The 24547-nt window shown below is 70.3% G+C and carries 27 protein-coding genes and 1 pseudogene; 16 read left to right on the top strand and 12 right to left on the bottom strand.

Annotation, left to right across the window (positions count from 1 at the left end; genetic code table 11):
* Nucleotides 1–235: 235 nt before the first annotated feature.
* Complete coding sequence (locus AB0B45_RS48830; protein ID WP_358145470.1) at nt 236–358, top strand: hypothetical protein; 123 nt, start codon at nt 236–238, stop codon at nt 356–358.
* 517 nt (nt 359–875) lie between these two features.
* Here the strand turns inward: AB0B45_RS48830 and AB0B45_RS48825 are convergent.
* On the bottom strand, nt 876–2033 hold the full coding sequence (locus AB0B45_RS48825) for an RtcB family protein (protein WP_358145468.1): 1158 nt from the start codon (nt 2031–2033) through the stop codon (nt 876–878).
* A gap of 633 nt (nt 2034–2666) precedes the next feature.
* On the opposite strand from AB0B45_RS48825, the pseudogene AB0B45_RS48820 reads away from it, so the two are divergent.
* Nucleotides 2667–2849 (top strand): annotated as a pseudogene (locus tag AB0B45_RS48820) (RtcB family protein); the annotation flags it as partial.
* A gap of 159 nt (nt 2850–3008) precedes the next feature.
* On the top strand, nt 3009–3998 hold the full coding sequence (moaA, locus tag AB0B45_RS48815) for a GTP 3',8-cyclase MoaA (RefSeq protein WP_358145466.1): 990 nt from the start codon (nt 3009–3011) through the stop codon (nt 3996–3998).
* Here moaA and AB0B45_RS48810 read toward each other — a convergent pair.
* On the bottom strand, nt 3970–4920 hold the full coding sequence (locus AB0B45_RS48810; RefSeq protein WP_358145464.1) for an LLM class flavin-dependent oxidoreductase: 951 nt from the start codon (nt 4918–4920) through the stop codon (nt 3970–3972). The genes moaA and AB0B45_RS48810 overlap by 29 nt on opposite strands.
* Nucleotides 4921–4996: 76 nt before the next feature.
* On the opposite strand from AB0B45_RS48810, the gene AB0B45_RS48805 reads away from it, so the two are divergent.
* Together AB0B45_RS48805 and AB0B45_RS48800 are read left to right on the top strand one after the other, a co-directional pair.
* Complete coding sequence (locus tag AB0B45_RS48805) at nt 4997–5137, top strand: hypothetical protein (RefSeq protein ID WP_358145463.1); 141 nt, start codon at nt 4997–4999, stop codon at nt 5135–5137.
* A complete protein-coding gene (locus AB0B45_RS48800) occupies nt 5119–5364 on the top strand; it encodes a hypothetical protein (protein ID WP_358145461.1) in 246 nt (81 codons plus the stop codon). Before AB0B45_RS48805 ends, AB0B45_RS48800 begins: the two co-directional genes overlap by 19 nt.
* A gap of 109 nt (nt 5365–5473) precedes the next feature.
* On the opposite strand, the gene AB0B45_RS48795 is transcribed toward AB0B45_RS48800, so the two are convergent.
* Complete coding sequence (locus tag AB0B45_RS48795) at nt 5474–6136, bottom strand: GntR family transcriptional regulator (RefSeq protein ID WP_358145460.1); 663 nt, start codon at nt 6134–6136, stop codon at nt 5474–5476.
* Nucleotides 6133–7254: a CoA transferase gene (locus AB0B45_RS48790; RefSeq protein ID WP_358145458.1), complete on the bottom strand. Its 1122-nt coding sequence runs from the start codon at nt 7252–7254 to the stop codon at nt 6133–6135. The genes AB0B45_RS48795 and AB0B45_RS48790 overlap by 4 nt, the downstream gene beginning before the upstream one ends.
* 71 nt (nt 7255–7325) lie before the next feature.
* Here AB0B45_RS48790 and AB0B45_RS48785 point away from each other — a divergent pair, with 71 nt between their 5' ends.
* A complete protein-coding gene (locus AB0B45_RS48785) occupies nt 7326–8486 on the top strand; it encodes an acyl-CoA dehydrogenase family protein (protein ID WP_358145456.1) in 1161 nt (386 codons plus the stop codon).
* An 82-nt stretch (nt 8487–8568) separates the two neighbouring features.
* Complete coding sequence (locus tag AB0B45_RS48780; RefSeq protein ID WP_358145454.1) at nt 8569–9378, top strand: NTP transferase domain-containing protein; 810 nt, start codon at nt 8569–8571, stop codon at nt 9376–9378.
* Between the two features lie 258 nt (nt 9379–9636).
* Here the strand turns inward: AB0B45_RS48780 and AB0B45_RS48775 are convergent, their stop codons facing one another.
* Complete coding sequence (locus AB0B45_RS48775; RefSeq protein ID WP_358145453.1) at nt 9637–9951, bottom strand: DUF3099 domain-containing protein; 315 nt, start codon at nt 9949–9951, stop codon at nt 9637–9639.
* A 99-nt stretch (nt 9952–10050) separates the two neighbouring features.
* Between AB0B45_RS48775 and AB0B45_RS48770 the strand changes: the two genes are divergently transcribed.
* Both AB0B45_RS48770 and AB0B45_RS48765 read left to right on the top strand, forming a co-directional pair.
* Nucleotides 10051–10263, top strand: coding sequence for a dodecin (locus AB0B45_RS48770; RefSeq protein WP_358145452.1), 213 nt, complete (start codon nt 10051–10053; stop codon nt 10261–10263).
* Nucleotides 10264–10351: 88 nt separating this feature from the next.
* Nucleotides 10352–11374 carry a linear amide C-N hydrolase gene (locus AB0B45_RS48765; protein ID WP_358145451.1) on the top strand — a complete coding sequence of 341 codons (1023 nt, stop codon included), beginning with the start codon at nt 10352–10354 and terminating at the stop codon, nt 11372–11374.
* 25 nt (nt 11375–11399) lie between these two features.
* On the opposite strand, the gene AB0B45_RS48760 is transcribed toward AB0B45_RS48765, so the two are convergent.
* Nucleotides 11400–12755 carry a metallopeptidase TldD-related protein gene (locus AB0B45_RS48760; RefSeq protein WP_358145449.1) on the bottom strand — a complete coding sequence of 452 codons (1356 nt, stop codon included), beginning with the start codon at nt 12753–12755 and terminating at the stop codon, nt 11400–11402.
* A gap of 14 nt (nt 12756–12769) precedes the next feature.
* On the bottom strand, nt 12770–14263 hold the full coding sequence (locus AB0B45_RS48755; protein WP_358145447.1) for a TldD/PmbA family protein: 1494 nt from the start codon (nt 14261–14263) through the stop codon (nt 12770–12772).
* Nucleotides 14264–14340: 77 nt separating this feature from the next.
* On the opposite strand from AB0B45_RS48755, the gene AB0B45_RS48750 reads away from it, so the two are divergent.
* Both AB0B45_RS48750 and fabI read left to right on the top strand, forming a co-directional pair.
* The gene (locus AB0B45_RS48750; RefSeq protein ID WP_358145445.1) at nt 14341–15036 is read left to right on the top strand and encodes a beta-ketoacyl-ACP reductase; all 696 of its coding nucleotides are present in this window, start codon (nt 14341–14343) and stop codon (nt 15034–15036) included.
* Nucleotides 15037–15038: 2 nt separating this feature from the next.
* Nucleotides 15039–15803 carry an enoyl-ACP reductase FabI gene (gene fabI, locus AB0B45_RS48745; RefSeq protein ID WP_358145443.1) on the top strand — a complete coding sequence of 255 codons (765 nt, stop codon included), beginning with the start codon at nt 15039–15041 and terminating at the stop codon, nt 15801–15803.
* A gap of 57 nt (nt 15804–15860) precedes the next feature.
* On the opposite strand, the gene AB0B45_RS48740 is transcribed toward fabI, so the two are convergent.
* Nucleotides 15861–16748, bottom strand: coding sequence for a hypothetical protein (locus AB0B45_RS48740; protein WP_358145441.1), 888 nt, complete (start codon nt 16746–16748; stop codon nt 15861–15863).
* Nucleotides 16749–16949: 201 nt separating this feature from the next.
* On the bottom strand, nt 16950–17897 hold the full coding sequence (locus AB0B45_RS48735; RefSeq protein WP_358145439.1) for an aldo/keto reductase: 948 nt from the start codon (nt 17895–17897) through the stop codon (nt 16950–16952).
* A gap of 101 nt (nt 17898–17998) precedes the next feature.
* Between AB0B45_RS48735 and AB0B45_RS48730 the strand changes: the two genes are divergently transcribed.
* The 5 genes from AB0B45_RS48730 to mshC are packed head-to-tail and all read left to right on the top strand — an operon-like array spanning nt 17999 to nt 21901.
* A complete protein-coding gene (locus AB0B45_RS48730) occupies nt 17999–18685 on the top strand; it encodes a histidine phosphatase family protein (RefSeq protein ID WP_358145437.1) in 687 nt (228 codons plus the stop codon).
* Between the two features lie 9 nt (nt 18686–18694).
* Nucleotides 18695–19243 (top strand): DUF3090 domain-containing protein, encoded by a 549-nt coding sequence (locus AB0B45_RS48725; protein WP_358145435.1) that lies wholly within the window; start codon nt 18695–18697, stop codon nt 19241–19243.
* The gene (locus AB0B45_RS48720) at nt 19240–19992 is read left to right on the top strand and encodes an SCO1664 family protein (protein WP_358145433.1); all 753 of its coding nucleotides are present in this window, start codon (nt 19240–19242) and stop codon (nt 19990–19992) included. The genes AB0B45_RS48725 and AB0B45_RS48720 overlap by 4 nt, the downstream gene beginning before the upstream one ends.
* A 13-nt stretch (nt 19993–20005) precedes the next feature.
* Nucleotides 20006–20668: an NRDE family protein gene (locus AB0B45_RS48715; RefSeq protein ID WP_358145431.1), complete on the top strand. Its 663-nt coding sequence runs from the start codon at nt 20006–20008 to the stop codon at nt 20666–20668.
* Between the two features lie 9 nt (nt 20669–20677).
* Nucleotides 20678–21901 (top strand): cysteine--1-D-myo-inosityl 2-amino-2-deoxy-alpha-D-glucopyranoside ligase, encoded by a 1224-nt coding sequence (gene mshC / locus AB0B45_RS48710; RefSeq protein WP_358145429.1) that lies wholly within the window; start codon nt 20678–20680, stop codon nt 21899–21901.
* 129 nt (nt 21902–22030) lie between these two features.
* Here the strand turns inward: mshC and AB0B45_RS48705 are convergent, their stop codons facing one another.
* Genes AB0B45_RS48705 through AB0B45_RS48695 form a run of 3 tightly spaced genes read right to left on the bottom strand, consistent with a single transcriptional unit; the run spans nt 22031 to nt 24536 of the window.
* Complete coding sequence (locus AB0B45_RS48705) at nt 22031–23014, bottom strand: UDP-glucuronic acid decarboxylase family protein (RefSeq protein WP_358145427.1); 984 nt, start codon at nt 23012–23014, stop codon at nt 22031–22033.
* Complete coding sequence (locus tag AB0B45_RS48700) at nt 23011–23868, bottom strand: glycosyltransferase family 9 protein (RefSeq protein ID WP_358145425.1); 858 nt, start codon at nt 23866–23868, stop codon at nt 23011–23013. The genes AB0B45_RS48705 and AB0B45_RS48700 overlap by 4 nt, the downstream gene beginning before the upstream one ends.
* Entirely contained in the window at nt 23859–24536 is a 678-nt protein-coding gene (locus AB0B45_RS48695; RefSeq protein WP_358145423.1) for an SDR family oxidoreductase, read from the bottom strand. Before AB0B45_RS48695 ends, AB0B45_RS48700 begins: the two co-directional genes overlap by 10 nt.
* Between the last annotated feature and the right edge of the window lie 11 nt (nt 24537–24547).

The raw sequence follows: 24547 nt of genomic DNA, 5'->3' as shown, positions 1-24547 counted from the left end.
CGCAGCCCGCGCGGGTCTGACCCTGCCCTACAGCTCCGGCCCGGTCGAGGGACACGTCAACCGCATCAAGATGCTCAAGCGACAGATGTATGGACCAGCCAACCCCGACCTACTGCGCAAACGCGTCCTACTCGCCGACTGAGCCCGCCCCTTCACGGAATTCGTGCCAGACCCAAGATTCAGCCGTCGTTGACAGCTGAGGAGTTCACCGCATCGCGGCCTGGGCCGCGATGCGGTGGGACTGGTTGGTCGCGACAGAGACGGCTTCCCGCATCGTGAGGTCTTCTTCGCCAAGGTGCGAGAGCACTTCGCCCTGTCCGATCCGGTCGAGGCGATCGTTCCGATGGCGCGCACCTAGTCGACGGCAGCGGGATCTACCTCGAACGTCCTGGGAAGCCATTGCGTGCCGCAGCCGGAGGCCGGGAACAAGGCGGCGCCCAGCGCCATGAGCACCGTCTTCCGCGTCGCAATCGCAGACTGCGGGGTGGGAACCATCGCCGAACCTCCGCCGACCAGAGGAACCAACTCATGCTCGGTACTACGGCAACAGCCTGGCGCCGTGCCGATGGGCGGCGTGGCTGATTCGCGCACTACTCGTCGGTGAGTTTAGACGACTACAGGCCCTCGGGGTGCTGGCGCAGAACCGGCCTTCAGCCTGCTGTGGTCTGTCCTGTGTGTCCGACCATGACGCCGCATATCCATCGGGGGCTCTGACGGATGCTGAGCTTGCGTAGTGCCAGCTCCATCTGCGGCTCCTGAGCCGCATGATTGAGGCCTCGTCGCAGTGGCCGTGGAGGACGCCCCGATGTAAGGGAATGATGCCCCCGCCGCGCTGCTTGGGCGAGGGCATCGAGGAATGGCCGCGTTCGGGAGCGTTAGCCCTTGTAGTTGAAGATCTGGCGCAAAGTGTGCTGAACCTCCACCAAATCCTTTTGATCTGCCATTACCTGGTCGATGGACTTGTACGCATCAGGGTGTTCGTCCACCAGGGCAGCAGCTCGGTTTGCATTCCACGTGCGGCCGCGCATTGCTTCCGTTAGGGAAGCCGCGGACAATTCCCGCTTCGCCTTGGTGCGCGACATGCGGCGGCCCGCGCCGTGGGAGCAGGAGTTGTACGACTCCGGGTTTCCGCGCCCGCGCACGATGTAGGACTGGGTGCCCATGGAGCCGGGGATCACGCCTTCGTCGCCCGTGTCGGCCTTGATGGCGCCCTTGCGGGTGATCCAGAGGGACTTGCCGTAGTGGGTCTCCTGCTGTGTGAAGTTGTGGTGGCAGTTGATCGTGCGGACGCGCTGACCCTTACCGACCACGCGGAACAGGGCGTTGATCAGGACCTTGTCCATCCGGGCACGAGAGGCCATGGCGTAGCGCTGCGACCACAGCATGTCCTCGATGTACGCGGTGAACTCCGGAGTGCTCTGGACCAGGTAAGCCAGGTCCGGGTCCTCCAGGCCGACCTCCTGCTTCTTCATCAGCTTCTTGGCCCCCACGATGTGCATCGTGGCGAGCTGGTTGCCGATGCCGCGCGAGCCCGAGTGGAGCACGGTCCAGACGCGGTCACGCTCGTCGAGGCAGACCTCCACGAAGTGGTTGCCGGAGCCGAGGGTGCCGAACTGGTCGCCGACCTTCTTCGTCAGCCTTGGGTTCAGGTCGGTGTGGGGGAGTCCGAGGTCACCCAGGGTGCGGTCCATCGCGGGGTCGGAGTGGCCCTTGCCGACACCGGCCGGAATGCGGTGCTCCACCATGGGCATCAATGCGGCGAGGGTGTCGGGCAGATCGGCGGCGGTGAGGTTGGTCTCGGTTGCGACCATGCCGCAGCCGATGTCGACACCCACGGCGGCGGGGATGATCGCGCCTTCGGTGGGAATGACCGAGCCGACAGTTGCGCCGATGCCGACATGCGCGTCAGGCATGAGAGCGACGTGGCCAGAAACGAATGGCAGGCGGGCAGTACGTGCGGCCTGCATGATCGCGCCTTCGTCGATCTCGCTGGCCCACGACAGCAGGTTGGGTGCGGGCTGGTTCGGCGACATCAGATGAATCTCCTTCTCGTTGTTGATCAGTCTGGCGTGATCAGGAAGGAAATCCCACTCATTTTATCGCTCAGAGGATTCATAGGGCGCTTGCTCATTTGCCCGGTATTCGAGCTGAGGCTCGTGCTCCCGACCCCGACACCGCATTGTTCGTGTCCCTCGGTCGGCGTCAACTCCGTCTGTGCGGCATGGCATGGGCCCGTGGAATCCGCAGGGCAGCGGTATCAGAAGACGGAGTGGACACCTCGGTCGGGACACACAATCTGGCAGCTGTCGGGGGCGGGGGGAATGTGGCCGTGGGATGAACCAGCCACGTGGAAGGGAGGCGGCGATATGGGGACATCCGCCAGCCGCGCCGCCGCCCGGTTCAAGGGAGCTTGGCCAGGTGGACGCACTCCGGACAGGCGCGAGCCGCGGTTGGCGAGAACGGTATCGAGGGTCCGCAGATCGGCAACCAGCGCACCGGCTCTCCACACAGGCTGACCGTCACGTCGTGGGGGGCGGCATGCTGCACCGCTTGCCGTCCAACTCCTGAGAGTCCGAGGCGGAAGTCGTCGGAAGGAACGTCCGACCCTTGTTCCATGGCGTACACCAGCAGGTCATCCCAGTGGACTGGCCGGCGTCGTATCCCGCAAGAAGACCTTCATGCTGAAGGACCTGCAGGAGCAGACGTTCGGGGTGGAGTGCCGCAAGGACGCAGGGGTGATCGACGAGATCCCCGGGGCGTACAAGGGCATCGAGGACGTCATGGCGGCGCAGACCGATCTCGTCCAGGTGGTCGCGCACCTGCGTCAGCTCATCTCGATCAAGGGCTGAGCCGCTCGGCGGGGGTCCGGTGGAGCCCCCGCCCCGTGTCGTGGTGGAGGCGCCGACGGGCGGTCGCTAAAGGGGGATTATGGTGGGCTCCATCCATCCTGGCGTGATGGCATACGCTGAACACATGTTCCCCTCGATGAGCTAGGAGGTGACCGCCCAGTGCTGAAGGACTCGTTCGGCCGGGTGGCGACCGACCTTCGGGTGTCCCTCACGGACAAGTGCAACCTGCGGTGCACCTACTGCATGCCGCCCGAAGGCCTCGACTGGCTGCCCAACGTCCAGTTGCTGACCGCCGACGAGATCGTCCGCCTGGTCACCATAGGCGTCGAACGCCTGGGCATCACCGAGGTGCGTTACACGGGCGGCGAGCCCCTGCTGCGCCGCGAGCTGGTCGACATCGTCGCCCGCACCGCCGCCCTGCGGCCCAGGCCGCAGATCTCCCTCACCACGAACGGCATCGGCCTGGCCAAGCTCGCCCCTTCGCTGGCCGAGGCGGGGCTCGACAGGGTCAACGTCTCTCTCGACACCCTCGACCGCGAGACGTTCAAGCGCCTGGCCCACCGCGACAGGTTCGAGGACGTCATCGCGGGCCTCGAGGCCGCTGACCGGGCGGGCCTGCGTCCCGTCAAGGTCAACACGGTGCTCATGCGCGGGATCAACGAGCATGAGGCGGTGCCGCTGCTGCGCTTCTGCCTCGACCGCGGCTACGAGCTGCGCTTCATCGAGCAGATGCCCCTCGACGCCCAGCACGGGTGGAGCCGCGCCGACATGGTGACGGCCGACGAGATCCTCGCCCTGCTCACCGGCGCGTTCGACCTGTGCCCCGATGATCTGGAGGAGCGCGGCAGCGCTCCCGCCGAACGCTTCCTTGTCGACGGCGGCCCGTCCAGGGTGGGCGTGATCGGCTCGGTGACGCGCCCGTTCTGCGGGGCCTGCGACAGGGTACGGCTGACCGCCGACGGGCAGATCCGCAACTGCCTGTTCGCCAGGGAGGAGTCCGACCTCAAGGTCGCGCTGCGCGACGGGGCCACCGACGAGGAGCTGGCCGAGCGCTGGATCGCCGCGGTGCGCGGCAAGCGCGCGGGCCACGGCATCGACGACCCCTCGTTCCTGCAGCCGGTCAGGCCGATGTCGGCCATCGGAGGCTGATCAGCCGCCGGTAGGAGTCCAGGCGCCGGTCGAGGTCGTAGGTGTTCATCGTCACCAGCACCTCGTCGGCTCCCGTCCGCTCGACCAGGTCGCGCAGCCGGCCGGCGACCTGGTCCTCGGTGCCGTGGATCTGGCCCCTCAGCGCGTCGTCGAGGTGGCCGCGCTCGCGTTCGGTGAGGGTCATCGCCTGGATGTCGGCCACGGGGCGCAGCGGAGGGAAGACGCCACGGGTGCGTGAGTAGGCGGTCGCCCACGCCTCGGGCAGCTGGAGCAGGTGCGCGTCCTCGCCGACGGCGATGTTGGCCGCCACGATCACGTACGGCGTTCCCCTCACGTTCTCCCTGTAACGTCTGACGCCCTCCTCGACCCGGCCGCCGCCGATCACCAGCGGCAGCCCGAGCTCGGCCGCGATGTCCGCCCCTGAGCCGATCGCCAGGACGAACGCGGGCACCTTCCTGCCCTCGGACGGCATGGCGTGCACGCCGTGCCTGCCGGTGGTGAAGTAGTCCAGCACGTCCTCGATCTGGGCGCGGAAGTCGTCGGCGTCCTTCTTGTCGTGACCGAGCGCCCGCCTGATCCCGCCGGTGAACCCGACCGACCTGCCCAGGCCCATGTCGATCCGTCCCGGATACAGCGCGTCCAGCACACCGAACTGTTCGGCGACCACGAGCGGCTGGTGGTTGGGCAGCATCACCCCGCCGGTGCCGACCCTGATGCGCGAGGTGGCCGCGGCGACGGCGGCGGCCAGCACGGTCGGCGCCGAGCCCGCCACCCCGGGTACCGCGTGGTGCTCCGAGACCCAGAACCGGTGATAGCCGAGCTCTTCGGCCTGCCGGGCGAAGGCGACGGTGTCGCGGAGCGCCTGCGCGGGGTCCTGGCCGTGCCGGACGAGGGACCGGTCGAGGATCGACAACTTTGTCACCTTCGGTGCAACACGCCCGGCGCGGAAGGATTCCCGGCTAGACTGCGTATGCCGTACTCAGTTTGGGAGGCCGTCCGTGCGCACCCGAACGATCCCGATCCTGCCCTGCCCGTCGATCGATCCCGTCCAGGAGTTCTACGAAGCGCTCGGCTTCACGGTCATCTCGAAGCAGACCAGGCCCTACGGCTACCTCGCGGCATGCGCCAGTTCCTCATGACCGACCCAGGAGGGAACACGATCAGGATCGGCCGGCCGATCGAGACTCCCGAGCCGCCCGCGCAGGGCGGCCGGCTGGAACGCGCCTTCGCCAACGCTCTCGTGCTGGGGGAGTCGGGGCCGCTGCTGGCGGAAGCCGAGGGGATCAGGCTGTCGGAGAAGGAGCCGGCGGAGGTGGCCGACGACCTGGCCCGCGCCCGCGACCTCGCCGACGCTCTCACCCGCTGACCCAGAGCCACCCGCCGACCCGCAGCCATCCGCTGCCGAGGAGCCATCCGCTGACCCCGGAGCGCCAGGACCCGGCTCGGCTCGCTCGTCTCCCGTCCCGAGCCGACGGTCAGCCGTCGAGGACCGTGGACAGGGCCGCCACCGCGTGCGCGCGATGCTCGTCGAGCCTGAGCACCGCCGCGCCGGCGTCCCCGGCCCGCAGCGCGTCGAGCACCGCTCGATGCTCGGTCACGACCCGCTCCCTGTTGCCCCCGTCGCCGTAGTACATCGACCGGTAGGCGTCGGTGGAGTCCCACAGCGTCCTGATCAGCCTGACCAGCCGCGGCATCCCCGAGCACTCGAACAGCGTCAGGTGGAACACCCTGTTGGCCGCCGCCATCTCCTGCACCTCACCGGCCGCGGCCGCCCGCTCCACCTCCTCCTGCGCCCGGTCGAGCCGCGCCAGGTCCTCCGCTCCGAGGCGCGGTACGGCCTGCCGTACCGCCTCCTCCTCCAGCAGCTCCCTGATCCGGTAGACCTCGCGCAGGTCGTCGAGCGAGAGCGTCTCCACGAAGTAGCCGCGGTGCGCCTGGTAGGTGACCAGGCCCTCGCCTTGCAGCGTCTTCAGCGCCTCCCGCAGCGGCACCCTGCTGACGTCGAACTCCTCGGCCAGCGCGTCCTGCCTGATGGGGCTGCCGGGGCGCAGCCTGCCCGTGGTGATGGCCCTGCGGAGCTCGCCGAGCACGAACTGCTGGGCCGTGGGCGGCCTGCGCCGTTCCTCGAGCGAGCTCATCGCCCCAATATCTCACGGACCCACGCCGAGTCCCGCCCGAGAGCGGGAGGGGCGAGCCGGTACGAAGCCGGGGTGGCGCCGAGCCCGACGGGGTTGGCCACCTGGCCGTCCACGACGGGTTCGAACCCCAGCGAGGAGGCCAGCTCGAAGGCGCCCGCCACGTCGTTGATCGGCCCGCACGGCACGCCCGCCGCGGTGAGCGCCGCGAACCACTCGTCGGCCGTTCGCGCGGCCAGGGCCGACGACAGCTCGGGCACCAGCACGTCGCGCGCCTCCACCCTGGCCGCGTTGGTGGCGTAGCGGGCGTCGGCTGCCAGATCGTCGCGACCCAGCGTCGCGCACAGCGCGCGGAACTGCCTGTCGTTGCCCGCGGCGATGACGATCGGCCGGTCGGCCGCCTCGAACACCTCGTACGGCACGATGCTCGGATGCCTGTTGCCCATCGCGCGCGGGACCACCCCCGCAGCGGCGTAGGCGGAGGCGTGGTTGGCCAGCGCCGACAGCAGCGAGGTCAGCAGCGACACCTCCACGCGCTGGCCCTGCCCTGTCCTGTCCCTGTGACGCAGCGCGGCCAGCACCCCGAAGGCCGCGTGCAGCCCGGTGATGACGTCGACCAGCGCCACGCCCGTCTTGGTCCCCTGCCCCTCGGGCTCGCCCGTCACGCTCATCAGCCCGCCGACCGCCTGCACGACCAGGTCGTAGCCGGGCAGGTCGGCCCCCTTGCCAGGGCCGAACCCGGTCACCGAGCAGTAGACGAGAGCGGGGTTGAGCTCGCGGACCGCCTCGTAACCCAGGCCCAGTCGCTCCATCGTGCCTGGCTTGAAGTTCTCCACCAGCACGTCCGCCCTGGCCACCAGCGCCCGCGCCACCTCCAGATCGTCTGGATCGCGCAGGTCGAGGGCGATCGACCGCTTGTTGCGGTTGACGCCGAGGAAGTAGGTAGCCTGCCCGTCGGCGTACGGCGGGCCCCACGCCCGCGTGTCGTCGCCGCCCTCGGGCCGCTCCACCTTCACCACGTCGGCGCCCAGGTCGCCCAGCAGCATCGTGGCGTAAGGGCCGGCCAGCACCCTGCTGAAGTCGGCCACCAGCAGTCCGGACAGCGCTCCTGAAGTCTCCATAGGCAAAGCACCCTATGGTGTGCGATGTTGGATATTCAATATTGGATCCAATCCTGGAAGGCCCTGAACGCATGCACCCCACCGCCCTGTTCGCCATCGACGGCCTGCTGACCGAGGAGGAGCGCGAGATCAGGGGCACGGTCCGCCGCCTGTGCGACCGCGAGCTGCGCCCCAACCTGACCCAGTGGTTCGAGGAGGGCGCGATCCCCGCCAGGGAACTGGCCCGCACGTTCGGCGGGCTCGGCCTCCTCGGCATGCACCTGGAGGGCTACGGCTGCCCGGGGCTCGGCGCCGTCTCCTACGGCCTGGCCTGCCTGGAGCTCGAGGCCGCCGACTCGGGGCTGCGCAGCCTGGTGTCCGTCCAGGGCTCCCTCGCGATGTACGCGATCTGGCGCTACGGCAGCGAGGAGCAGAAGAACGAGTGGCTGCCCGCCATGGCCGCGGGCGAGCGCATCGGCTGTTTCGGCCTGACCGAGCCCGACTTCGGCTCCGACCCGGCCGGCATGCGCACGAGCGCCAAGCGCGAAGGCGGCGACTGGGTGCTGAACGGCACCAAGATGTGGATCACCAACGGGTCGGTCTCCGACGTGGCGGTCGTCTGGGCGCAGACCGAGGACGGCATCCGCGGCTTCCTCGTTCCTGCGGGCACGCCCGGCTTCACCACCAGGGACCTCAAGCACAAGATCTCCCTGCGCGCGAGCGTCACCAGCGAGCTGGTCCTCGACGGCGTACGGCTGCCGCAGCAGGCCATGCTGCCCGGCGCCCGAGGCCTGTCGGGGCCGCTGCGCTGCCTGAACGAGGCCAGGTTCGGCATCGTGTTCGGAGCGATGGGCGCGGCCCTCGACTGCCTGGAGACGGCGATCGCCTACGCGGGGGAGCGGGAGGTGTTCTCCAAGCCGCTGGCCGCCTTCCAGCTCACCCAGGACAAGCTGGCCGACATGGCGCTCGAGCTGGGCAAGGGGCTGCTGCTCGCCGTACACCTCGGACGGTTGAAGGAGGCGGGGACGATCACGCCGGAGCAGGTGAGCGCGGGCAAGCTCAACAACGTGCGCGAGGCGCTGGAGATCGCCAGGACGTGCAGGACCATCCTGGGCGCCAGCGGGATCACCCTGGAGTACCCGGTGATCAGGCACGCGGTGAACCTGGAGTCGGTGCTCACCTACGAGGGCACCTCGGAGATCCACGCCCTCGTGCTCGGCAAGGCGCTGACCGGCCACGCGGCCTTCGCCTGACGGTCGGCCTCCGAGGGTCTTCGCCAGGCGCGATCCCATGGCCCCATGTGATCAGCCCGGTGAACACCGTACGGTGTGATTCATGGGGCATGACGCGATCATTCTCGCGGGCGGCGCGGCCAGCAGGATGGGCGGCAAGGACAAGCCGGGACTGCGTCTTGGCGGCAGGACCCTCCTCGAGCGGGTCGCCGCCGCCGTGCCGGACGCGGGCCGCCTGGTCGTGGTGGGCCCCCCGCGTGACCTGCCCGGCGCGCTCTTCACCCGCGAGGACCCCGTGGGCGGTGGGCCCGTCCCCGCACTGAGGGCGGGCCTGGCACTGGTGGAGGCTCCGTGGGTGGCTCTGCTCGCCGGAGACCTGCCGCTCCTGGAGCCCGCCCACGTGACGGCCCTCCTGGAGGCCGCGGGACACGAGGAGGACGGGCTGCGGGCGGGCGCGGTGCTGCTCGACGACGGCGGACGCGAGCAGTGGCTGGCCGGAGTCTGGCGCGCGGCGCCGCTGCGCGCGGCGCTCGCCGGGTACGAGGGCCGCTCCCTGCGCGGCCTGCTCGCCCCCCTCGACCCGGTACCGCTGCGCCTGCCGGGCACTCCCTGGCTCGACTGCGACACTATGGACGATCTCAGAAAGGTGGCACAGATGAACGTGTTGGCCGAGTGGACCGCGCTGGCCTGCAAGGAGTTGGGCGTCGACCCCGCCAGGGTCGACAGGGATCTCATCCTGGAGTTGACGAAGGAGGTCGCGCACGGCGTCGCCCGGCCCGCGGCACCTCTCACCGCCTACTTGCTCGGCCTCGCCGAGGGTTCGGGCACGGCGCCCGCCGACGCCGTCGAACGCATCACGACGCTGGCCCGTAACTGGGAACGTGCCACGACAGAGACCTTGACCGACGGCTGAAGATCCTGGTCAAGCTGAAGATTTCCTGTGAACCCGCCGGCAAACGATTTTGGGAAAGCGTGCCTATCCGACCGGCGGGCCGGAACACATTTAAGGGAGAAAAGGGCGATGCCGGGTGGTTACGGGGGCAAACCACCCGGCATCGCTTCATCGGCGTTCCGACGGGGGCCCGGAACGCCGGCACCAGCACTCCGACGGGGGACCGGAGCGCTTGGCTAAAGCGTACACCTACAACCCGTGGGATGCGTCAAGACTTAGTCACGACCCGATCTCGCGTCGGTGATGCGGTATCTCGTCTTGGTCAGGAGCAGGGGTGGAAAAGGTCGGAGGCGGGGCATCTCTTCCTCGCTCATTGGCACCGATAACTGCTATGTATGGCAAAAAGATCGCGCCCGCGATGAACAGCAGCCGATACGGCCACGGCACCGGCACCACGACCGCCAGGATCAGGCACATCGTGCGGATGCCCATCTGGAAGAGATAGACCTTCTCCCGGCGGTTGATGTCCGCGCTGAGGGACGGCCGGGCGTCGGTCACCCGGTGCACGTCCTTCTTGCGCCGCCAGCCCCTCACATCTCCCACGGTAGACCTCGGACGGCGCGGGCGCGATGAGCCCCATGGACGGTACGGCAGGTCATGCGATCATGGCTTTCAGGTAAGGGAGGAGCAGCTATGTCGGATCGAACGTATCGGGTGACAGAGATAGTCGGCACTTCGGGGGAGAGCCTCGACCACGCCATCCGCAACGGCCTCCGCAGGGCCTCGGAGACCCTGCGTCACCTCGACTGGTTCGAGGTCACGGAGATCCGCGGGCACATCGAACAAGGGGAGGTGGCCCACTACCAGGTGGGCATGAAGGTGGGCTTCAGGCTCGAGGACGCCTGATCTCTGTCACCGTTACGTGTGAGGCGTGACTTCGCCGGGCCCGCGGGGCACACTCCGGTACCAAAGGGTTCGGCGAAGGGATCACGAGATGACACCGCTCCTCGGTGCCAGGCCGCGGGCGTTACAGAGGGCGCTGGCGTTACACAGGGCGCTGGCCGTGCTGGCGCTCGCCGTGCCGCTGGCGACCGGGTGTTCGGGCGCGCCCGCCCAGGACCGGGCCGCCGCGCCCGTCAGCGGCGGAGTGCTGCGGCAGACGGCCGACGAGGTCGCTCGCACCAGCGCCGGCATCAGGCAGCTCGACGACCTGCCGATGTACGAGATGACCTTCCACGGCGGCTACGACGCCGAGGCGCCGCTCACCAAGGACGAGCTCGCCCGCAAGGCCGAGGGCTGGGCATGCTCGCTGTACCACCGCGGCACCGAGTTCGGCCGCAACTTCGACTGGGACCCCAACCCGGCGATCGTCGTGCGCGCCGACCCGCCGGACGGCTACGCCTCCCTGTCGATCGCCGACGCCTCCTACCTGCTCGGCAAGGCAGGTCCCGCCGACCTGACCGACCCGGTCCAGCGGCGCAGGCTCGCCCACGCCGTGCTCGCCCCCTTCGACGGCATGAACGAGAAGGGCCTGGCCGTCGGCTTGGCCGCCACACCCGAGGCCGATCTGCCCGTGCCCGATCCCGGCAAGCCCACGCTCACCAGCGTGCGCATCATGCGGGTGCTGCTCGACAGGGCGGCCACCGTGGACGAGGCACTGGCCCTCATGCGCGCCTACAACGTCGACTTCAGCGACGGACCCCAGGTGCACTACCTGATCGCCGACAGGAGCGGCGCGTCCGCCGTCGTCGAGTACGGCAAGGGCAGGATGAACGTCAGCGAGGACCGCGTGCTGACCAACTGGAGCGTCGTCAGCGGCACGCCCGACGACCGCCACAAGACTCTGACCAGGAGGATCGACTCCAGGACCGACGGGCTCGACCTGCTGAAGAGCGTCGCCCAGGGCCACACCCGCTGGTCGGTCGTCTACGACCTCCAGGCGGGCACGGCCAGGCTGGTCACGGCCAAGCGCTGGGGCAGGGTGCACACGCTGTCGATCGCGGGCCCGCAGGGCTGAGCCCCGCGGGCCTGCGGCGGAACGGTCAGTTCGCCTGGCTGACCGTCGACATGTTGAAGTCCGGCACCCTGACCGGCGGCATGATCGTGCGGGTGAAGTAGTCGTTCCACTCGCGGGGCAGCGTCTGCCGGCTCTCGCCGACCTCGGTCAGACGGCCCAGCAGGTCGACGGGGCTCTCGTTGAACCTGAAGTTGTTCACCTCGCCCACCACCTCGCCGTGCTCGACCAGGTAGACGCCGTCACGGGTGAGGCCGGTCAGCAGCAGCGTCTGCGGGTCGACCTCGCGGATGTACCACAGGCAGGTCACCAGCAGCCCGCGCTCGGTCGAGGCGATCATCTCCTCCAGCGACCTGCCGCCCTCGCCGCCCCGCATGATCAGGTTGTCGATCGCGGGCGTCACGGGCAGGCCGCTCAGCTCGGCCGAGTGGCGGGTCTGCAGCAACGCCGACAGAGTGCCGTCCTTCACCCAGTCGGTCGCGGCCAGCGGCAGGCCGTTGTCGAAGACCGAGCTGCGGCGGCTGGCCGCGTGCGCGGTCACGAACGGCGCGCACTGGATGCCAGGCGCCGCGGGGTCGCTGCTCAGCGTGACAGGCAGCGGAGAGAGCCGCTCGCCGACGCGGGTGCCGCCGCCCGACTTGGAGAAGACCGTGCGGCCGTCGAGCGCGTCCCTGGCGCCCGCCGACCACAACAGGTAGATCATCAGGTCGGCGACCGCGCTCGGCGGCAGCAGCGTCTCGTAGCGGCCCGCGGGCAGCTCGATCCGGTTCTTCGCCCACTCCAGGCGCTGGGCCAGCGAGGAGTCGAGCGCGGCCACGTCGACGTCGGAGAAGTCGCGGGTGGCCACGCCCGTCCACGCCGAGCGCTTGAGGTCGGCGGACTTGGCGTTCAGCTCCAGGCGGCCCGTCGGCTGGTCGTGGCGCAGCCGCAGGCCCCTCGAGGATCCGACGAAGGACGAGGTCAGCGTGTGCTCGGCGAAGCCGTACAGCTTCCTGCCGCCCGCCTCGGCGGCGGCGAACGTCTCGCCGAGCGCGGGCGCGAAGTCGCCGAACACGCCGATCGTGGTCGGCAGCACCGGCTCGGCCCAGTCGGCGCTCGACCCCGCGCCCTCGACCAGCGGCCTGGCGTCCTCGGCGGGCTGCGCCTCGCGCGCCGCCGCGTCGGCCGCGGCGACCACCTCGGCCAGCTGCTCGGGCCGTACCCCTGCGCGGGAGACCACGCCGACGCCCGCGCCCACGATCGAGATCACGGTCACCTGCGACGACCTGGCGACGCCGTTGGTGGTCAGCGTGTTGCCCGCGAAGCGCAGGTTGGCCGTCGAGCCCTCGTCCACGATGACGACGCAGTCGTCGGCCTGCGAGAGCTCCAGCGCCCTCTCGACCATTGCCTGAGGAGACGTCACTTTCCACCCTCCTGGACGGTGTTGAGGATCCTGACGCCGCGGAACAGCGCCGAGGGACAGCCATGGCTGACCGGGGCGACCTGGCCAGGCTGGCCCTTGCCGCAGTTGAAGGCACCGCCGAGCACGTAGGTCTGCGGCCCGCCCACGGCCTCCATCGAACCCCAGAAGTCGGTCGTGGTCGCCTGGTAGGCGAAGTCGCGCGCCTGGCCCGCGAGGGCGCCGTTCTCGATGCGGAAGGCGCGCTGCCCGGTGAACTGGAAGTTGTAGCGCTGCATGTCGATCGACCAGCTCTTGTCGCCGACGATGTACAGGCCGCGCTCGACGCGCCCGATCAGCTCCTCGGTCGAGGGGCCGTCGGGGTCCGGCTTGAGCGAGACGTTGGCCATGCGCTGGATCGGCATGTGCCCTGGCGAGTCGGCGAAGGCGCAGCCGTTGCTCGCCCCCAGCCCCTTCATCAGCGCCATCCTGCGGTCGAGCTGGTAGCCGACCAGGATGCCGTCCTTGACGATGTCGAACTCGCGCGTGGCCACGCCCTCGTCGTCGTAGCCGATCGTCGACAGGCCGTGCTCGACCGTACGGTCGCCGGTGACGTTCATGACCGGCGAGCCGTAGACGAGCGAGCCGAGCTGGTCGAAGGTGGCGAAGCTGGTGCCGGCGTAGGCCGCCTCGTAGCCGAGCGCGCGGTCGAGCTCGGTGGCGTGGCCGATCGACTCGTGGATCGTCAGCCACAGGTTGGACGGGTGGATCACCAGGTCGTAGTCGCCCGCCTCGACCGAGGGCGCGGCCAGCTTCTCGGCCAGCAGCTCGGGAAGCCCGGCCAGCTCGGCCTGCCAGTCGTAGGAGCCGTCGGTGAGGTACTCGTAGCCGCGGCCGACCGGCGGCGCGATCGTCGACATGTCGTCGAACCCGCCGGCGGACGCCTTCATCGCGTTGAGCTCGGGATGCAGCCGCACGCGCTGCTGGGTGGTGACCGTGCCCGCGGTGTCGGCGTAGAACTTCTGCTCCTTCACCTGCAGGAGCCTGGCGCTGACGTGGTCGGCGCCCTTCAGCAGCCCCGCCGACCAGTCGGCCAGCAGCGCCACCTTCTCCTTCTGCGGCACGGCGAACGGGTCGATCTCGTAGGGGGAGACCCAGGTGACCTCGCCGTGGACCGGCTCGGGTGCCAGCTCGATGGGCTCCCTGTTGATCGGGGCGCTCACCTCCGCGACCTTGACGGCCTGCGCCGCGACCTCCGCGGCCGCCTCAGGGGTGAGGACCAGGCCCGCGGCGAAGCCCCACGTGCCGTTCTTGATCACTCGTACGGCGTAGCCGAGGTCGTCGGCGTCCATGGCCCCTTCGAGCCTGGCGTCGTACAGGGCGAGGGACTCGGCTCGCACGCGCTCCAGCCTGAAGTCGGCGTGCGAGGCGCCGAGGTCGCGGGCCCGCTGAAGCGCGGCGTCCGCGAGCTGCCTGAGCGGCAGGGCGAGGAAATCGGGATCGATCTGGCGCATGTCAACGATCCTAGCCCTGTGATCTTGTGCGTCCCGGACAACGGGATACCGGCCGGTACGAGATAGCGTCAGGTCTCATGGCACGCTCTGTACTCGTCACCGGAGGCAATCGCGGCATCGGCCTCGCGATCGCCCGCGAACTGGCCGCGGCAGGCGACAACGTCGCCGTCACCTACCGATCAGGGGAGCCGCCCGAGGGGCTGTTCGGCGTCCGCTGCGACGTGACCGTCTCGGACGACGTCGAGGCCGCCTTCGCCAAGGTGGAGGCCGAGCAGGGCCCCGTCGAGGTGCTCGTCTCCAACGCGGGCATCACCAAGGACACCCTGCTGGCGATGATGAAGGAGGACACCTTCACCGACGTCATCGACGCCAACCTCACCGGCTCCTACCGGGTCGCCAAGCGCGCGATCAGGCCCATGATGAAGCTCAAGCGCGGCCGCATCATCCTCATCTCCTCCGTCGTCGCATTGAGCGGCCAGGCGGGTCAGGCCAACTACGCCGCCTCCAAGGCCGGCCTCATCGGGTTCGGCCGCTCGCTCGCCCGCGAGTACGGCTCGCGCGGCATCACGGTCAACGTCGTCGCCCCCGGCTTCGTCGAGACCGACATGACCGCCGGCCTCGACCACGAGGCGATCGTCAAGAACATCCCGCTGGGCCGCCAGGCGGCGCCCGCGGAGATCGCGCGCGTCGTCCGCTTCCTGGCCAGTGACGACGCCTCCTACATCACCGGGGCAGTGATCCCCGTCGACGGCGGACTCGGAATGGGGCACTGACCATGGGCATTCTCGAAGGCAAGCGCATCCTCGTCACCGGCGTCCTCACCGACGCCTCCATCGCCTTCTCCGTGGCCAAGCTGGCACAGGAGCAGGGCGCCACGGTCGTGCTGACCGGCTTCGGCCGCCTGTCGCTCGTCGAGCGCATCGCCAAAAGGCTCCCGCAGACGCCGCCGGTGATCGAGCTCGACGTCCAGAACGACGAGCACCTCGACACCCTGGCCGCCCGCGTCGGCGAGCACGTCGACGGCCTCGACGGCGTCGTCCACTCCATCGGCTTCGCCCCGCAGACCGCGCTCGGCGGCAACTTCCTCAACACCTCGTGGGAGGACGTCTCCACCGCCCTGCACATCTCCACCTACTCCTACAAGTCGCTCGCGGTGGCCTGCCTGCCGCTGATGAAGGAGGGCGGCTCCGTCGTCGGGCTCGACTTCGACGCCAGCAAGGCCTGGCCGGTCTACGACTGGATGGGCGTGGCCAAGGCGGGCCTGGAGTCGGCCAACCGCTACCTGGCCCGCGACCTCGGCAAGCAGGGCATCAGGGTGAACCTGGTGGCCGCGGGTCCGCTGCGCACGATGGCCGCCAAGTCGATCCCCGGGTTCAAGGAGTTCGAGGAGAGCTGGCCGGAGAAGGCGCCGCTCGGCTGGGACCTGGCCGACACCGAGGTGGCCGCCAAGGCCTGCGTGGCGCTGATGTCCGACTGGTTCCCCGCCACCACCGGCGAGATCGTCCACGTCGACGGCGGCGTCCACGCCATGGGCGTCTAGTTCCTCCCGATATGGCTTCGCGGCCACCGGGTCACCGGTGGCCGCCGTCTTCTCCGGTCAGGCCAGGCGGTGGCGGCCGCCACCCACGCGCACCGGCTCGAACGGGATCGACTCGCCGCCCTCGTCACGGCGGCGGCGCGACTGCATCACCCTGGCCGCCAGCACCGCGGAGCCCAGCAGCACGGCCGTCAGCGCCGTCCCGAGCACGTCGGAATCGGGCTCGCTCGGCCGTACGACCTGGGCGCCGATGTGATCGGACAGGTTCTCGGAGTACGGCCCAGGCCACAGCAGCTCCACCCGGGGATCGTCGGGATCCACCGGCGCGGGCTCGGGCGTGACGACCTCGTCGACGCTCTGCATGAGCTGGGGCCTGCTCATGGGCGGGGTCGGCGCCTCGACGGGCAGCGTCTCCGCGTCCTTGCGCCGCTTGGCGGGCGTGGCGCTGGGCGAGGGCGAAGGACTCGCGGTGGCCTTCGGCGCGGCCGAGGGCTCGGGCTCGTTGACGGGAGCGAGCACGCCCTCCCCATCACAGGCCAGCACCGGCAGGCAGACGTTCTCCAACGTGCTGGAGACCAGGCCGTCACCGCCGCGCTCGGGCGGCGGCCGCTCGGCGGGCTCGTCGCGCGTGTCTCTGGGGGAGCGGGTGGAGGTGGGTGCGGGCTTGTCCGTGGGCGCGATCTCCCCCACGGGGGCGAGGACGGTACCCGTGGCCTTGTCGACGCCCTCGGTCACCGGGCCGAGCGAGTTGCCCGTGACGCCGTCGACCGCGTCGGTGACGCCGTCGACCAGGTCGCACACCCCGTTGGTCACGCCGGACAGCAGCCCGCCGCCGCGCTCGCAGTCGCGCGCCCGCACCTGCGCGAACCCCTCGCCCATCGGGAGCGCGGCCAGCGCCAGCGCGAGGAGGCCGGCCGAGACCGCGGTTCTGCGGCGTCCTACGCCCATCTACCCCTCCTGTATCGTTCGCCCGATGGACAGCTTTGTGGAGTCGGAGCCGATTTCCACGCAAAGTTACGATTCGATATCGACTAGTGATACGCGAGGGTGACTCTCGTTCTACTCGCCCTCGATGCGCTAAGGAGACGATCAGCCTACTCACGTTGATCGTCGTGACGCATCCCCGCATTACCCGGGCGGGCGCGGGGCTCAGTCGAGGGAGGAGACGTCGTCCAGCGCCTCGCGGATCTCGCGCGGCAGCGCCACGTCCTCCGACAGCAGGATGCCGCTCAGCTGAGCGTGGGTGCGGGCGCCGACGATCGCCGAGGAGACGCCGGGCTGGTCGCGCACCCATGACAGCGCCACCGAGAGCGGGGAGACGCCCAGCCCCTCCGCCGCGGTCGTGACCGACTCCACCACCCTGCGGCAGCGCTCGTCCAGGTAGGGGCGGACGAAGTCGGCGAAGTGCGGAGTGGCGGCGCGCGAGTCGGCGGGGATGCCGGTGCGGTACTTGCCGGTCAGCACCCCCCTGCCCAGCGGCGACCAGGCCAGCACGCCCGCACCCACGTGGTCGGCCGCGGGCAGCACCTCGCGCTCGGGATCGCGGGCCAGCAGCGAGTACTCCACCTGCGCCGCGGTGATCGGGATCCGGGTGGGGGTCGCGCGCTGCGTCACGGCGGCGGCCGCCAGCTGCCAGCCGGTGTAGTCGCACACGCCCGCGTAGACCGCCCTGCCGGAGGCGACGATCGCGTCGAGGGCCGCCAGCGTCTCCTCCAGCGGCACCTCGGGGTCGTAGGTGTGCAACTGCCACAGGTCGACGTAGTCGACGCCGAGCCGGGTGAGCGAGGCGTCGATGGCGGCGATCAGATGGCGCCGCGAGGCGTCACGCGGCCGCCGCGCCGCGGGGGTGAGCACGGCCTTGGTGGAGATGACCAGCTCGGAACGCGGCACGGCGTCCCTGAGCAGCCGCCCGAGCAGCCGCTCGGCGTCGCCGCCTGTGTAGACGTCGGCCGTGTCGATCAGGTTGCCGCCCGCCTCGGCGAAGGTGCGCAGCTGAGCGGCCGCGTCCTCGGCGTCGGTGTCCCTGCCCCATGTCATCGTGCCGAGGCCGAGACGGGACACCGAAAGGCCGCTCCGACCGACATAGCGTTGTTCCATGAAGCTCCGGCGCTCCCGTCTGTCGATCTCGGCCAGGAATTCGGCCAGGCTACCGCCAGCCCAGGCAAAGGAACGTGATCCACGCCTGCAAGACTTGTCTCATGGCGACCGTCCTCCTGGCCAGACACGGCCTCACCGCTCTGACCGGTCCCGTCCTCGCCGGCTGGACCCCTGACGTTCATCTCAGCGACGCCGGATGCGACCAGGCCAAGGCGCTGGCCGAGCGGCTCGCCGCGGTGAAGCTGGACGCCATCGTCTCGAGCCCGCTCGAACGCTGCCAGGAGACCGCGCAGGCCGTGGCGGACGCCAGAGACCTGGAGGTCCAGACCGACGACAGGTTCGGCGAGTGCGGCTACGGCGAATGGACCGGACGACCGCTGACCGAGCTGGCCAAGGAACCACTCTGGCGGGTCGTGCAGTCCCATCCGAGCGCGGCCGTCTTCCCCGGCGGAGAGGCGCTGGCCGACGTCCAGCACCGCGCGGTGGCAGCGGTGCGTGACTGGAACGAGCGGCTCGGGGAGAAAGGCGTCTACCTGGCGTGCACGCACGGTGACGTGATCAAGGCGATCGTGGCCGACGCTCTCGGGCTCCACCTCGATCAGTTTCAGCGCATAACTGCTGATCCGGCCTCCATAACGATCATCCGCTATACCCCCTTGCGTCCCTTTGTTCTCAGGCTTAACGATGTGGGGGAATTGCGGCTTCCTGAGGGTTCGGAGGAGAAAGACGGGGGAGAAAACATCACCGGGAGCGATGCCGCCGTCGGCGGCGGACCAGGAACCACGTAAGGTCGGGCTATGCCGGTCTTCGACTACGACCCACCAGAGAGGTTCGTGGCGGGTGCCTTGGGGCAGCCGGGGGCACGGATCTTCTTCTTGCAGGCCCGAGCCGAGGGCAGACTGACCACGGTCGCTCTTGAGAAGCTGCAGGTCGCCGCCCTCGCCGGCAAGCTCGAGGAGCTGCTCGACGAGGTGCTCAGACGCAGTGGGGGCACCGCTCACGTGCCGGCCGTCGCGCCCGCCGACCTGACCGACAACGCGCCGCTCGACCAGCCGATCACCGAGGACTTCAGGGTCGGCACGATGGCGCTGGCGTGGGACCCCGACAGGGACCAGGTCGTGATCGAAGCCCAGGAGATCACCGACGAGGAAGACCTGGAAGCCCCGGAGCCCTGCATGCTGAGGGTCCACATCAGCGCGGGCGCCGCCAGGGCCTTCTCCCAGCGCGCGCTGAAGATCGTGGCGCAGGGCCGCCCTCCCTGCCCGCTGTGTGGTCAGCCACTCGACGCCGAAGGCCACATCTGCGTGCGCCTGAACGGCTACCGCGGAGGTGAGGTCGCTACGTGAGCGTGCCCGAGCGCGAGCTTGAAGACCTCCGCTACGACGAAGAAGCCGCTCTCAGGCTGCTCAAGGACGGCCGGCTGGAGGTGGCCGGCCGCCTGGTCGAGGCGACGAACATGACCCTCTACTGCGGCATCACGCTCGGGGGCCGCTCGGCGGCCTGCGTCTACAAGCCGGTGCGCGGCGAGCGCCCGCTGTGGGACTTCCCCGACGGCACACTCGCCGCCCGCGAGGTCGCCGCCTACGAGGTGTCCAGGGCGACGGGCTGGCGGATCGTGCCGCCCACGGTCTACCGCGAGGGCCCCTTCGGCCCCGGTATGTGCCAGCTGTGGATCGACACCGACCAGGAGACCGACCTGATGAGCCTGATCCGCAGCCGCCACCCCGCGCTGCGGAAGATGGCCGTCTTCGACGCGGTCGTCAACAACGCCGACCGCAAGGGCGGCCACCTGCTGCCCATGCCGGACGGCGAGTCCATCTACGGCGTCGACCACGGCGTCTGCTTCTCCGCGGAGGACAAACTCCGCACCGTGCTGTGGCAGTGGCGGGGCAAGACGCTGCCGCGCGAGGCCGTCGGCGTGCTGGCCAAGCTGGAGCGTGATCTGGAGTCGGGACAACTCGGCCGCCGACTTCGCGAGCTGCTCACCCTCGCCGAGGTGGAGGCCACGTGGGCCAGGGTCAGGCGGCTGCTCGACACCGGCGTGCACCCCTACCCCTCGGAAGACTGGCCCGCGATTCCCTGGCCGCCCATATAGGTAGTCTGTCCGCGTGTGTACGGTCATCGTGCGGACGGGTGAGCCGCTGACTCTGCTGGGTGTGCGTGACGAGTTCGCTGATCGGCCGTGGGAGGGCCCAGGCGAGCACTGGCCCGAATACCCGGGCGTCGTCGGCGGGCGCGACCTCAAGGCGGGCGGCACGTGGCTGGCGGCCCTGCCGTCCCATGATCGCGTCGCCGCGCTGCTCAACGGGCGCGGCCTGCCCGCCGACGAGCGGACCAAGATCTCCAGGGGCGAGCTGCCGCTGCGCGCCGTCGTGACCGGCGACATGCCCGAGATCGAGCTGTCCCGCTTCGACCCCTTCCACCTGGTGGTGGCCGACCGATCCCGCGCGCGCGTGTGGTCGTGGGATGGCGAGCGCCTGACGGCCGCCGAGCTGCCCGAGGGCACCACCGTCATCGTCAACAGCGGCCGCGACGACGACCCCAAGGCGGTCGAGCTGCGCCCCCTGTTCGCCGCCGCCGCCGACTGGCGCGACCTGGTCGAGGCGGCCACCGTACGGCACGAGCTTCCCGACGGCCGGATCTACGCCTCGCTGTCGGCCACGCTGATCACCATCGGCGGCGGAGGGCTCGGCTACGAGTTCTCCGATCTCAGCAGGTGGAATGCGGTGCGGCTGCCTCGCGTTGATCGTGGTGTTTCCCGAGACGGATAAGGTCAAAGCATGCGATCGTGGTCTACCCCTGATGTTCCCAGCCTGCCCGGCACCGCCGTACCTCTGAGGTTGTATGACACCGCGGCGCGCCAGGTGCGGCTGACCGAGCCGGGGGCCACCGCCAGGATGTACGTGTGCGGGATCACACCGTACGACGCCACGCACCTCGGCCACGCCAACACCTACCTGGCCTTCGACCTGGTGAGCAGGGTGTGGAGGGACGGCGGCCACGAGGTCCACTACACGCAGAACGCCACCGACGTGGACGACCCGCTGCTGGAGCGGGCCGAGCAGACCGGGCAGGACTGGCGCGAGCTGGCCGAGCGCGAGATCGAGCTGTTCAGGACCGACATGCGGGAGCTGCGCATCCTGCCGCCGCGCGAGTACGTCGGCGTGACCGAGGTCGTCGACCAGGTCGCCGGCCTGATCGAGCAGCTGGCAGCCAAGGGCGTCACCTACTCCGTCGACGGCGACGTCTACTTCAGCGTCGCCGACGCGCCCAAGTTCGGCGAGGTGTCGGGCTACAGCCGCGAGGAGATGCTGACGCTGTTCGGCGAGCGCGGCGGCGACCCCGAACGTCAGGGCAAGCGCGACCCGCTCGACTGGCTGCTGTGGCGGGCCGAGCGGCCTGGCGAGCCCTCCTGGCCCTCCCGGTTCGGACCGGGCCGACCCGGCTGGCACGTGGAGTGTACGGCGATCGCCCTGGCCAACCTGGGCGCCGGCTTCGACGTCGCGGGCGGAGGCTCCGACCTGATCTTCCCCCACCACGAGTGCGGCGCCTCCGAGGGTTACGCGGCCAGCGGCGAGTGGCCGTTCGCCAAGTTCTACACCCACGCGGGCATGGTGGCGCTCGACGGCGAGAAGATGTCGAAGTCGCGCGGCAACCTGGTGTTCGTCTCCAAGCTGAGGGTCGAGCACGACCCGATGGCGGTCAGGCTGGTGCTGCTGGCCCACCACTACCGCGCCGACTGGGAGTACACCGACGACCAGATCGCCGCGGCCGAGACCAGGCTGGAGCGGTGGCGGGCCGCCGTCGCGCTGCCGTCCGCGCCCGCCGCGGACCGGCTGCTGGCCACGGTGCGCGAGCGGATGGCCGACGACCTCGACGCGCCCGGCGCGCTGGCCGCCATCGACGCGTGGGCCGCCACGGCCCTGGCGGAGGGCGGCTCCGACGCCGCCGCGCCCGGTCTGGCGCGCGACCTGGTCGACGCGCTGCTCGGAGTGAAGCTCTAGAGCGCCTCGTCCCCGGCCATCAGGGCGGCCGACATGTTGCGCTCCATCAGGCGACCCGCTCGACGCGCTCACGACCGACTGAGCGGCGAGGGAGTGGACGGAGCGGACCCGGCCCCCGCACGCGCCGGGTCACGCTTCCCGTTGCACGGCGCGATCCTCCACCGGCCCGCCGAGCCGCGCGAGCGAGTCGAGCCCTGCGAACCACTCGACCGTACGGCGCAGCCCCTCCTCGGCCCCGACCAGGGGCCGCCAGCCCAGCTCGGCGGCGGCCAGGCTGGTGTCGGGTCTGCGGACCTTCGGGTCGTCGACGGGCCTGTCGATGAACGCGATCGGCGACGACGAGCCCGCCAGGTCGCGGATCAGCTCGACCAGCTCGACCATGGTCAGCTCGTCGGGGTTGCCGATGTTCACCGGGCCCGCGAAGTCGCTGTCGGCCATGCGCAGGATGCCCTCCACGGTGTCGTCGACGTAGCAGATGGAGCGGGTCTGGTTGCCGTCCCCCGTCACGGTCATCGGCTCGCCCGCCAGCGCCTGCCTGATGAAGGTGGGGATCGCCCTGCCGTCGAAGGGCCGCATGCGGGGACCGTAGGTGTTGAAGATCCGCACGATGCCCGTGTCGGTGCCGTGCGAGTTGCGGTAGGCGGTGGTCAGGGACTCGGCGAAGCGCTTGGCCTCGTCGTAAACGCTGCGCGGCCCCACGGGGTTGACGTTGCCCCAGTACGTCTCCCGCTGCGGGTGTTCGAGCGGATCCCCGTAGACCTCGCTGGTGGAGGCCAGCACGAACCGCGCCGCCTTCTCCTTGGCCAGGCCGAGCGCGTGCAGCGTGCCCAGGCTGCCCACCTTGAGCGTCTCGATCGGGTGCCTCAGGTAGTCGGTGGGCGAGGCGGCCGAGGCGAAGTGCAGCACCAGGTCCACCGTGCCAGGCACGTGCACGAACCCCGTCAGGTCGCACTCGACGATGTGCAACCGGGGCCTGTCCAGCAGGTGTTCCAGATTGCGCGGAGAGCCGGTGAGGAAGCTGTCCATGCAGACGACCTCGGCCTCCCTCTCCAGCAGCTTCTCGCACAGGTAGGAGCCGAGGAACCCGGCGCCTCCCGTCACCACGGCTCTCATCGCGGCATCGCCTCGATCACTTCGTCGACTTCGATCTCCAACAGACCTGGATCGGGGGAGCAGCCGCGCGGGTCGCCGGAACCGCCCTTCCACAGCACGGTGTGCGGGCCATCGGGGGGCGGCCCCCACAGGGCGGGGGAGACGGGGCCGAACAGCAGTACCGAAGGGGTGCCGTAGGCGGTGGCCAGATGCGCGACCCCCGTGTCGCCGCACACCACCATCCGGGAGTCGCGGACCAGCGCGGCCAGCTGCCGCACGTCCGTCCGCCCCGCGAGCACCAGGGCCCCGCTGTCTCCTGCCACCCGCTCGGCCAGCCCCCGCTCGGTCGCGCCTCCCGTGACGGCCACCTCGTGCCCCCTTCGCCGCAGCTCCGCGACCACCGCGGCGAACCGGTCGGGCGGCCACCTCCTGGACGGGAAGGCCGCGCCGGGATGGACCACCGCGGGCCCGCCCCTGTCGCCGCCTCCCAGGCGCAGGTCGGCGGGGTCGGCCCGCACGCCGTACCACTCCAGCAGGTCGCACCAGCGGCGCACCTCGTGCACGCCCTCGCGCCACGGCGGGCCGCCGCCCCCGTGGGTCAGCAGCCGCCCTGGGTGGGTCGCCCGCAGCGCCCGGGTGCTCTGCGGGCCCTTGCCGTGCAGGTTGACGGCGATCTCCGGGGACTCGTACGGGACGGGGCCGGGCCCCCGCACCTCGATCACCTGGTCCACCGGCAGCAGCGGTTCCAGCGCCGGAGGACCGGCCAGTACGAGGCGGCTGGCGGGGAAGGCGCGGCGCAGCGCCCGCAGCGCGGGCACCGCCGTCAGCAGGTCCCCCAGTCCCAGCCCCCGCAGCACCAGGACCTCTAGGGCCACGAGGTCTCCGTGGAGGGGCAGACCACGAGTTCGCGCACCTCGCAGCCGGACGGCTGCGACAGCGCGAACACCACGGTCTGCGCCACGTCCTCAGGCCGGTTGAGCTTGGCGCCGGGACCCGGCCTGTACTGCTCGGGCCGGTCGTCGAAGAAGTGCGTCGACATCCCGCCGGGCACCAGCATCGTCACCCCCACCTGGCCCGCCAGCTCGGCCGCCAGCGCCCTGGTGAAGCCGACCACGCCGAACTTGGCCGCGCAGTAGGCCGTCGCGTCGCCGACCGCGCGAAGCCCGAGCGTCGAGGCGCAGGTCACCACCCGTCCCGACGACCGCTTCAGGTACAGCAGCGCCGCCCGCACGACCGAGGCCGTCCCGACGAGGTTGACCTTGATCACGCGCTCCCAGTCGTCGGCGGGCACCTCCTCCAGCCGCCCGCAGGCGTCGATCCCCGCCGCGGTGACCACCCCGTCGAGGCCGCCGGCCCGCTCGGCAAGCTCCCGCACCGCCTGTTCGGCCTGCTCCCGTACGGCCAAATCGGCGATCGCCTGGTCGAATCCGTCCGTGGCGCGCACATCCACCACCAGCGGCCTGCCTCCCGCCTTCGCGACCGCCTCGGCGACCGCGAGGCCGAGGCCCGAGGCCCCGCCGGTGATCAGGATGTTCCCCAGCATCGCTTCCCTCC

It is taken from the genome of Nonomuraea sp. NPDC049152, assembly GCF_040648355.1.
GTDB lineage: Bacteria > Actinomycetota > Actinomycetes > Streptosporangiales > Streptosporangiaceae > Nonomuraea.
The sequence above is the reverse complement of the archived record's forward strand: the minus strand, read 5'-3'. Positions and strand labels throughout refer to the sequence as shown.